This is a genomic window from Isoptericola sp. NPDC056618, from assembly GCF_042792715.1.
In the GTDB taxonomy this organism is placed as follows: domain Bacteria; phylum Actinomycetota; class Actinomycetes; order Actinomycetales; family Cellulomonadaceae; genus Isoptericola; species Isoptericola nanjingensis.
In genome coordinates this window covers 202,351-211,299 of the sequence record NZ_JBHTVZ010000006.1, presented here as the reverse complement: position 1 = coordinate 211,299, position 8,949 = coordinate 202,351, and the positions used below count along the sequence as shown (strand labels likewise).

Below are 8,949 nucleotides of genomic sequence, written 5' to 3'. Positions count from 1 at the left end.
CTCCGGTCGTGCCCGCCGTGCACGACCGGAGGACGGGAGGCACTACCTCGTCGCGCGGGCCACGGCGCGCGCGACGTGCTCGCGCGTGGCCGCGAACGCCGCCGACATCTCGCGCGCCTGGCCCGGGTACTCCGCGTGCCCGGCGGAGTGCACGGCCAGCTCCAGCTCCGCCCCGGTGCTGGCGCGCTCGGCGACGGAGACGCCGGCCGCCACGCCGAACTGCCCGGGCGGTGGCACGTGCGCGTCCCACAGGGCGCACTCCACGCGGGTCGGCACCCGCAGGTACGTCGCCGCGACGGACGCGTCGGTGAGCGCGAGGACCGTGCGGGCCTCCGGGTGCTCCGCCACGTACGCCCGCTGCGCCTCGCCGCTGCCGGTGCACGGCACGGCGAGGCGCTCGTCGTACTGGCCGAAGCTCGGCACCTCCAGCGTGGCGCCCACGAACCGGTCGTCCCACGGCACGGCCAGCGCGCCGACGCCGCCGCCGAAGCTGGTCCCCGCGTAGTACAGGGGAAGGTCGGCGGGCACGCCCGGGACGTCGGTCAGCGCCTCCTGCAGGGCGGTCGCGGCGTGCCACAGGTCGACGGCGCAGCGGCCGAGCACGTACGTCTCGACGTCCTCGATCCCGGCGAGCACGTGCGCGGTGCTCACGTCCGGCGCCCCGACCCCGGCGTTGAGCGTCCCGAGCCCTCGCGCGACGGGGAAGATCACCGCCGCGTCGTGCGGCACCCGCTCGAACGACGGCGCCTCGCGCCCGCCGTACCCGTGGCCGTGCACGATCCCCACCCGGACCGGGCCGTCCACGGGCAGCGCCAGCCACGCGCGCAGGCGCAGGCCGCCGTCGGCGGTGAACGTCACCACGGAGATCTCGTGCGCTCCCCGGCGGCCCGCCGGCTCGGCCACGACGTCGGCGGGGACCCCGCGCGCCGCGGCGTGCCACGACCGCCACAGGTCGGCGAAGCCCTCCGGCTCGGCGGCGGGCGGCACGGCCCGCAGGCCGGCCTCGTCGTACCCGTAGGTGCCGTCGATCGGGCTGTCCGGGAACCAGGCGTCGTAGGGGGCGGGCAGGGTCACGGGAGCTCCAGGTTCTCGAGGTCCGGGGGAACGGGCGGCACGCTGCGTGACAGACTGTGCCGCGGGTCGAAAGGGGAGCGGGTGCTCGTCGCAGAACGCAGGTCGCGGATCGTGGCCGAGGTGCGCCGCCGGGGCGCCGCGAGCGTCACGGAGCTGGCGCAGGAGCTGGGCGTCAGCGCGATGACGGTGCGCCGGGACATCGAGGCGCTCGCGGACGCGGGCGAGCTCGACCGGGTGCGCGGCGGTGCGACGACGCGCGGGGACGCCGGCGCCGTGCAGGAGCACGGGTTCGCGTCGCGGGTGCAGCAGCAGGTCGGGGCCAAGCGGGCCATCGCCCGCCGCGCCGCGCAGCGCGTGGAGCCCGGCATGGCCGTGGGGCTCTCGGGCGGCACGACGGCGTGGGTGCTCGCCCAGGAGCTGCGCGCCGTCCCCGACCTCACGGTGGTGACGAACTCGCTGCCCGTGGCGGAGGTGTTCCGCCGCCCCGACCGCGCCGACGAGCCGTACACGCAGTCCGTGGTGCTCACCGGCGGGGTCCGCACGCCGTCCGACGCGCTCGTGGGCCCGGTGGCGGTGCGCTCGCTGGAGCACCTGCACCTCGACGTCGCGTTCCTCGGCGTGCACGGCGTCGACCTGCACGCGGGCCTCACGACGCCCAACCTGCTGGAGGCGGAGACCGACCGCGCGCTGCTGGCCGCGGGCCAGGACGCCGTCGTGCTCGCCGACCACACCAAGTGGGGCGTCGTCGGGCTGACCACGATCGTCGACCTGCACGAGGTGGAGCACCTGGTCACGGACGACGGGCTGGAGGACGACGCGCGCGAGCTGCTCGAGGCGCACGTCGGCGAGCTCTGGGTGGTGCCGGTCGACGCGGACTGAACCGAGGCCCCGTGTCGGCGGGCGCCACTACCGTCTGCGCCATGCCTCCTGGAGCAGCGTCGCCCGCCGGCGCGTCCCCGCTGACCAACCGCGTCGGTCAGGTCTTCGTCCCCGTCCGTGACATGCCCGCGGCGATCGCCTGGTACAGCCGGCTGCTCGGCCTGCCGCCGGGCGAACCGACGCACGAGGACACCATCCACGACCTGCCCGCCGTCGGCGAGGTGGGCCTGGCGCTCGACGCGAACCGGCCCGACTTCACCGCGGACGGTCCTCCACGGTTCTTCTGGTGGGTGGAGGACCTGGTGGCCGTCCGGGCGCACCTCGACGCGCTCGACGTCGAGGTCGTGGGAGAGGTGCAGGACATCGGCACCGTCTCGATCCTGCAGTTCCGCGACCCGGACGGAAACCTGCTCATGGCCTGCGCGCGCCACTGACGCTCAGCGTGCGGTGCTCGCGCGCGGCACGACGCGCGCGTCCACGACCACGTGCTGCACGGGCAGGTTGGCGCCCGGCGGGGTCGCGATCTGCCGCTCCAGCTCGCTCAGCGCGCGCTCGACGAGGGCCTCCTTGTCCGGCGAGACCGACGTGAGCGACGGCGTCGCGAACTGCGCGCCGCGGACGTCGTCGATCCCCACGACCGCGACGTCGTCGGGGACGCGCCGCCCCGCCTCGTGCAGGGCGGGCAGCGCCCCGAACGCGACGGAGTCGTTGGAGCAGACGATGCCGTCGAGCTCGACGCCGCGGGCCAGCAGGTCGCGGACGGCGCGCCGCCCCTCGGCAGGCGTGAACGACTCGACCTGTGCCACCAGGTCCGGGTCGTCCGCGATGCCGAGCGCGGCCACGGCCTCGCGATAGCCGGCGTACCGGCGGTCGGCGGCGTCGGACGGGCGCGCGTCCCGCGGCCCGACGAACGCGACCCGCCGGCACCCGACGGACGCCAGGTGCGCGGTGGCCGCGTACGACGCCGCCCGGTTGTCGATCGTCACGTGCGTGAACGGGCTGACGAGGATGTGCTCGCCGAGCAGCACCAGCGGCCCGGGGGAGGTGCGCCGCGTCAGGTCGGCGACGGACAGCGCGCGCGGGATGTGGATGAGCCCGTCGGTCGGGGGCAGCCCGATGCCGTTGGCGACGTCCACCTCGCGCTCGTGGTCGCCGGCGGTCTGCTGGATGAGGATCGACAGCCCGCGCTCGTCCGCGCGCCGCACCAGCAGCGCCGTGAGCTCGGCGAAGTACGGCTCCTCGAGGTCCGGCACGGCGAGCGCCACGATGCCGGTGCGCTCCTTCCTGTGCACGGCGGTCAGCGTAGCCCGGTCCGCCGTCCGGGACACCGTCGCGCTGCCGCGCGGGGCGCGGGTGAGTCCGGCGTGCGGCACGCTCACTCCTGCACGCGCAGCGCGACCACGCGGGCCTGCGCCGAGCCGTTCGTGGCACCGACGACGAGGCGCGCGGCAGCCAGGGGGCCGAGGTCGGCGGGCAGCGGGTGCGTGCGCAGGCGCCACCGGTTGTCGGTCTCGGCGGCGACGGTCACCCAGGCGTCGCCGGTCTCGGGTGCGCCGGCCGGCAGCACCTCGACGCGGTAGTCCTTGACCAGGGTCGGCATGATCTCGTCGGGCGTGCGGTGGTGGTGCAGCGTGTTGAGCTCGACGTCGAGGTCGTCGTCGAAGACCAGGCGCACCTCGCGCCCGGTGACGGGCTCGTCCCAGTCGAGGCGCAGCCACTCGTCGCGGCCGGCGACCATCGGCGACGACGCCCACAGGTGCGGGCCGCCATGGTTGCGGTGGTAGCCGCTCGTCGCGCGCTCGGGGGCCAGCGCTCGGGTGTCCGGGCCGGCGCGGAACACGACGGACCGCCCGCGCAGCGGCTTGGTGGGCCACTGGACCAGCAGCTCCTCGGAGCTGATCTGCACGTTCTGGTCGTCGTTGTCGACGCGGTGCACGAGCGTGAGCACTCCCGCCGGCAGCGGGGACGTGAGGCGGACCGCGACGTCCGGGTTGGCGCGCAGCACGACGACGGCGTTCTGCGGGGTGTCGGGGGCGAACGGCACGTGCGCGGTGACCCAGCGCTCGTCGCCCGCGGGCACGACGACGTCGGTCTTGGTCTCCAGGTGCGCGGGCACCACGTTCTGCGGCTTGCCGGTGGAGAACACCTCGACCGAGAGCGTCGTGTCGCGGCGGGCGGAGACGAGCAGCTCGACCGTGTCGAGGCGCGGGTCCACGGGCAGCACGATGCCGAGGTCGACGTCGAGGTCGTAGACGTCGTACGCATCGTAGGGGTCGCCGTCGCTGGGCTCGGCGACGGGCGCGGCGACCCGCGTCGTCGTGCTGGACGCGGTGACCCGGGCGCGGCGGGCGAGGTCGTGCGGGTCGGTGTTCGCGATGCCGACGGCGGGCGCGTCCCAGCGCAGCAGCGTCTGGCGCAGCTCGTCGAGGTGGTCGGTGTAGATGCCGCGCGGGGTGGTGCCATGCTCCACGCACAGCGCGGCCGCGGTGCCCGCGGCCTGGCCCATCGCGCCGCACGTCGCCATGACGCGCGCGGCGCCGAACGCGATGTGCGTGGCCGAGACGTCGCGACCCGCGAACAGCATGTTCTCCACGTTCACCGAGTACAGCGAGCGGTAGGGGATCTCGAAGACGCCGTCGGAGAACCGCTGCAGCGCGCCCGCGCCCTCCGCGTACATGCCCTGGGCCGGGTGCAGGTCGATGGACCAGCCGCCGAACGCGACGCCGTCGTCGAACACCGTCTGGTCGACGACGTCGCCCTGGTGCAGCGTGTAGTCGCCGATCAGGCGGCGGTACTCGCGCTTGCCGGGCACGTTGCCGATCCACTCGAGCGTGAGGTTGTCGGCGTCGAACTTCCCGGAGTTCTTGATGTAGTCCCAGATGCCGAGGATGACGCCGCGCAGCTCGTCGCGGATGCGCTCGTTGTCGTCGACGATGTCGAGCTCGCCGCCCCACTCGATCCACCAGTAGTGCGCGCCGGAGTCGCCGCTGCGGATGACGCGGTTCATCGGGATCGGCGTGGTGGTGATGTCGATCGCGCTCTCCGGCGCGACGTACTTCACCGGGTGCCCGAGGTCCTTCGTGTAGAAGAGCAGCGTGGAGCCGAGGAACTCGCGCACCGGCTCCGGCGGCGCCCACTCCTCGCCGAACTCGGCCTGCGACTCCTTGCCGAGCCGGTAGCGCGCGCCGGCCAGGTGGCCGACCAGGCCGTCGCCCGTGCAGTCGAGGAACACCGGCGCGACGAACGTCGTGAGGATCTCCGCGCCCATCGTCCAGCCGGTGACGGACTCGATGCGGCGGGCGTCGTCGGGGCCGGTCGCGACGACCTCGCGCACGTCCGTGTTGAGGAACAGCCGCAGGTTCTCCTCGCGGCGGACGGTGTCGAGCACGACGTCGTCCCAGTAGACCGGGTTGCCCTCGGGGTTGCGGTACTGGTTCTCCACGTACATCTCGCCGACGATCCCGGTCTCCCGGGCCCAGCGCTGGTTGCCGTGCGCGGTGGCGCCGCACACCCACACCCGCACCTCGGAGGAGGAGTTGCCGCCCAGCACGGGCCGGTTGTTCACCAGCACCACCTGGCGGCCCAGCCGCGCGGCGGCGACCGCCGCGCTGACGCCGGCGAGCCCTCCTCCGACGACGACGACGTCCGCCTCGACGGTCTGCGTGCGCATGATCTCTCAGTCCTCGATCCGGTGGTTGTGCTGGTCGAACGTGGTGGTTCTGGTGGTGCGGGGCGGGTGTGCGGCGCCGGTCGCGGGCGTCAGCCGGCGGCCAGCACCTCGACCTCGAAGACCCGGGCGACGTCCGTCTCGGACGCCGACGGGTCGGTGACGACCAGGCGGACCTGGTCGGCGGTGACGCCGGGGGTGGCGACGGTGACCGTCCCGGAGGTGTTGCCGGTGACCGCGCCGACCTCGACCCAGCCGGCCGCGGTGTGCAGCTCGACCGTGAAGTCGCGCAGCACGGCCGACGCCGGGTCCACGGCGGCGCGGTAGCCGCTGTGCACCCGGACCGATGCCACCGGGGCGGCGTCGTCCCAGGCGACGGTGAGGGTGGGCGTGGCGTCGTCCGCGGAGGAGACCCAGCGGCTGTCGTCGGTGAGCAGGCCGTCGACGGCCTTCGCGCCGCCCGTGTCCGCGCGGAGCGCGGACGACGCGGTGACGGTGCCGCCGAGCGCCAGGTTGCCGGTGGGCTCGGGGGTGCCGGGGTCGTCGCCCCGCACCCCCGCGACCACGTCCTCGAGCGGGCTGCCGGCGAGGGGCGTGCCGGTGCGCGGCACCCGGGCGTGGAACAGCGTGCCCGACGTCGGCCCCGACTCGGCGGCGCTCACGTACAGCACGTCGGTGCCTGCGGACGCTCCGGTGCGGATCGTGCGGGCGGCGAGGCGCTGCTGGCCCGGCTGCACGTCGCCCAGCCCGGCGAACCGCCAGTCCCCGCCGTCGTCCCCGCGCTCCGCGCGGACCACCTGCGTGCGGACCTGGCCGTCGACCGTGCCCTGCACGACCGCGTACGCGCGGGTGACCCCCGCCGCGGACGTGGCGTCCAGCGCGGCGACGGTGTCGACGCCGTTGCCCAGCGACTCGGCGTCGATCACCGTCTCGCGCTGCCACGCCGTGCCGTCGAAGCGCGCGAACCGCACGTCGAAGCGGTCCGCCGTGCCGTCGGCCTTCGCGCCCGCGTACCGGTAGACGACACCGGCGAGCTCGTCGCCGGTGACCGCCAGCTTGGCGGTCTGCACGGTCGGGGCGTCGGTCGCCAGGGACTCGCCCTCCGCGAACGGCTGGTAGACCACGGCGCCGCCCGCGGACGGGGCGATCGGCGTGGTCAGCGCGGCGCCGGCGGCGTCGTGCCAGGAGTCGTCCGCCGGGTCGTAGACCGCGTACGAGCCGAGGTGGCGGTACGGGCCGGCGGCCCAGCGGTGCCACTCCCACAGCACGTGCAGGCGGCCGTCCGTCCCGACCTCCAGGTCGTCCGGGTAGACCGACGCGCCCACGCCCGAGGCGAAGACCGCCACCCGCGACCAGGTGCTCGTCGCCGTGTCGAAGCGGTACAGGCGCCCGTCTCGGACGGTGGCCTCGTCGCGGCCGCCGCGCACCATGACGTACGCGTCGCCGTCGGCCCCGCGCGCCGTGACCGGGTAGGTCATCGGCACGCCCTGGTCGGGCAGGTCGGCGCTCGCGTCGACGAGCGACGTGACGTCGCCGGGCGTCGTCGAGCGGTAGTACTGCCACGGCACGTGGTGCATCGACACGAACGCGTGGATCGTGCCCTCGCCGTCCACGACGATCGACGGCTGGTCGTGCCCGCTGTCGTCGAGGAAGGTCGCGCACGACCCGTCGCCGGCGCGCAGGCAGCCGACGGTCCACGCGCCGTCCGCACCCTTCGCCGCGACGTGCACCTCGTGGCGCGAGGCCTCTGCGGCGGGGGCGTCGAACGCCATGTACGTGACGCCGTCCACGACGTCGAGCGGCGTCCACCAGCCCGCGTTGTTCGAGCGGTCCACCGGGTAGGGGAGCTGCTCGATCGTCTCGGCGTGCTTCGCCTGCCCGGTCGGCCCGGACGGCGCCGCCGACGCCGCGCCGCCGAGCGACGTCCCGGCCGCCAGCGTGAGCGCCGCCGACGCGAGGGCGACCCCGCGCGCGGCCCGGCGCGCCATCAGCCGACCAGCTTCTGCGCTGCCTCGCCGGCCTTCTGCATGGCCGCCTTGGCGTCCGTCTTGCCGACCAGCACGGCCTGCACCTGCTCGGCGACGACCGTCTCGATCTGCGAGTACGCGGTGAACTTCCAGAACGGGTTGCTCGTCGAGGTGGCGGTGATGCGGTCGTTGAACAGGGAGCCGAACGTGTCGGCGGCGACGACGTCGGACTGCTGCGCCTCGGTCGTCACCGGCGGCAGGCCGCGCACCTCGTAGTCGGCCAGCACGGTGTCGAGGTCCGACGTCGCGAACTGGGCGAAGTCGGCGGCGGTCGCGGCGCCCTCGCCGTCGACGACGGCGATCGCGCCGCCCCAGACCAGCGCGCGCGGGGTCTCGCCGTCCTTGAGCACGGGGCGCGAGAGCGGCACGAGCTTGCTGCCGAGGTCCTTGTCGGGCGACTCCTCCTGCACGGCGTTGCGGCCCACGGGGGCGTCGTCGTAGATCGCCGCGCGGCCCTGCGCGAACAGGGAGCGGGCGTCGAAGCGGTCGACGTCGGCGGCGATGAGCTTCTGGTCGTACAGCGACTTGTACCAGGTCACGGCCTCGACGGACGCGTCGTCGCCGATGGTCACGGTGTCGCCGTCGACCAGCGGGCTGCCGAACGTCTCCATCCAGATGAGGATGTCCTTGAGCTGCGCGGCCTTGGTGGACGCGGCGTAGGGGATGAGCCCGCCGCCGAGGCCCTTGAGGTCCTTGAGCGCCTTCTCGAACGCGTCGACCGTCGTCGGGAACGCGTCGGGGTCGATATCCGCCTTCTGCAGGATCTCGGAGTTCGCGACGAGCCCGATCGCGCCGATGGTCCACGGCAGGCCGTACTGCACGCCGTCGAACTGGGCGGCCGCCAGCGCGGCGTCCGTGTACCCGCGCCCCTCGGTCAGCGCCGACAGGTCCTGCAGCTTGCCCATCGCGGCGAGGGAGCCGAGCCAGGCGACGTCGACGTGCGCCGCGCCGGTGAACTGGCCGCCCTTCACCTGCAGCGTGAGCTGGTTGATGTACTCGTTGTAGGGGAACGAGACGTCGTCCACCGTGACGCCGGCCTGGTCCTGGTAGGCCTTGACGATCGCCTCGAGGGCCGGGGCGGCGGCCTCCTCGGTGAACGACCACGACGAGAACGCGAAGTCCGTCTTCGCGCCGCCTGCCGCGGCGGCCGAGGCGGCGGCGCCCGTGGACGACGGCGCGGACGGCGCGCAGGCGGCGAGCGCGGCGGTGCCGGCGCCGATGCCGAGCAGCTGGAGCACGCGACGTCGCGACAGGGCGCTCTGGGGAAGGGTGAGAGACATGGGGATCCTCCGCATCGAGGGT

The 8,949-nt window shown here is 74.5% G+C and carries 7 protein-coding genes; 2 read left to right on the top strand and 5 right to left on the bottom strand.

Annotated elements, in window-relative coordinates; translation table 11 throughout:
- Positions 1-42 precede the first annotated feature (42 nt).
- Positions 43-1,074, bottom strand: a complete 1,032-nt coding sequence (locus ACFQ8T_RS10760; RefSeq protein WP_430546528.1) for an acetylxylan esterase — start codon at positions 1,072-1,074, stop codon at positions 43-45.
- Positions 1,075-1,155: 81 nt separating this feature from the next.
- Here ACFQ8T_RS10760 and ACFQ8T_RS10755 point away from each other — a divergent pair, with 81 nt between their 5' ends.
- Entirely contained in the window at positions 1,156-1,953 is a 798-nt protein-coding gene (locus ACFQ8T_RS10755; protein WP_430546527.1) for a DeoR/GlpR family DNA-binding transcription regulator, read from the top strand.
- Between the two features lie 41 nt (positions 1,954-1,994).
- Positions 1,995-2,387, top strand: a complete 393-nt coding sequence (locus ACFQ8T_RS10750) for a VOC family protein (RefSeq protein WP_430546526.1) — start codon at positions 1,995-1,997, stop codon at positions 2,385-2,387.
- Between the two features lie 3 nt (positions 2,388-2,390).
- Here the strand turns inward: ACFQ8T_RS10750 and ACFQ8T_RS10745 are convergent, their stop codons facing one another.
- From ACFQ8T_RS10745 to ACFQ8T_RS10730, 4 genes are all read right to left on the bottom strand, one after another.
- Entirely contained in the window at positions 2,391-3,245 is an 855-nt protein-coding gene (locus ACFQ8T_RS10745) for a LacI family DNA-binding transcriptional regulator (protein WP_430546525.1), read from the bottom strand.
- A gap of 83 nt (positions 3,246-3,328) precedes the next feature.
- Entirely contained in the window at positions 3,329-5,623 is a 2,295-nt protein-coding gene (locus tag ACFQ8T_RS10740; protein WP_430546524.1) for an FAD-dependent oxidoreductase, read from the bottom strand.
- Between the two features lie 89 nt (positions 5,624-5,712).
- Positions 5,713-7,608 (bottom strand): BNR-4 repeat-containing protein, encoded by a 1,896-nt coding sequence (locus ACFQ8T_RS10735; protein ID WP_430546523.1) that lies wholly within the window; start codon positions 7,606-7,608, stop codon positions 5,713-5,715.
- Positions 7,608-8,927 (bottom strand): extracellular solute-binding protein, encoded by a 1,320-nt coding sequence (locus ACFQ8T_RS10730; protein WP_430546522.1) that lies wholly within the window; start codon positions 8,925-8,927, stop codon positions 7,608-7,610. Before ACFQ8T_RS10730 ends, ACFQ8T_RS10735 begins: the two co-directional genes overlap by 1 nt.
- Positions 8,928-8,949: the final 22 nt, after the last annotated feature.

Excerpts from the sequence above, each read along its gene's own strand:
- ACFQ8T_RS10730 (WP_430546522.1), bottom strand. The coding sequence starts at position 8,927 with ATGTCTCTCACCCTTCCCCAGAGCGCCCTGTCGCGACGTCGCGTGCTC.
- ACFQ8T_RS10735 (WP_430546523.1), bottom strand. The coding sequence starts at position 7,608 with ATGGCGCGCCGGGCCGCGCGCGGGGTCGCCCTCGCGTCGGCGGCGCTC.
- ACFQ8T_RS10740 (WP_430546524.1), bottom strand. The coding sequence starts at position 5,623 with ATGCGCACGCAGACCGTCGAGGCGGACGTCGTCGTCGTCGGAGGAGGG.
- ACFQ8T_RS10750 (WP_430546526.1), top strand. The coding sequence starts at position 1,995 with ATGCCTCCTGGAGCAGCGTCGCCCGCCGGCGCGTCCCCGCTGACCAAC.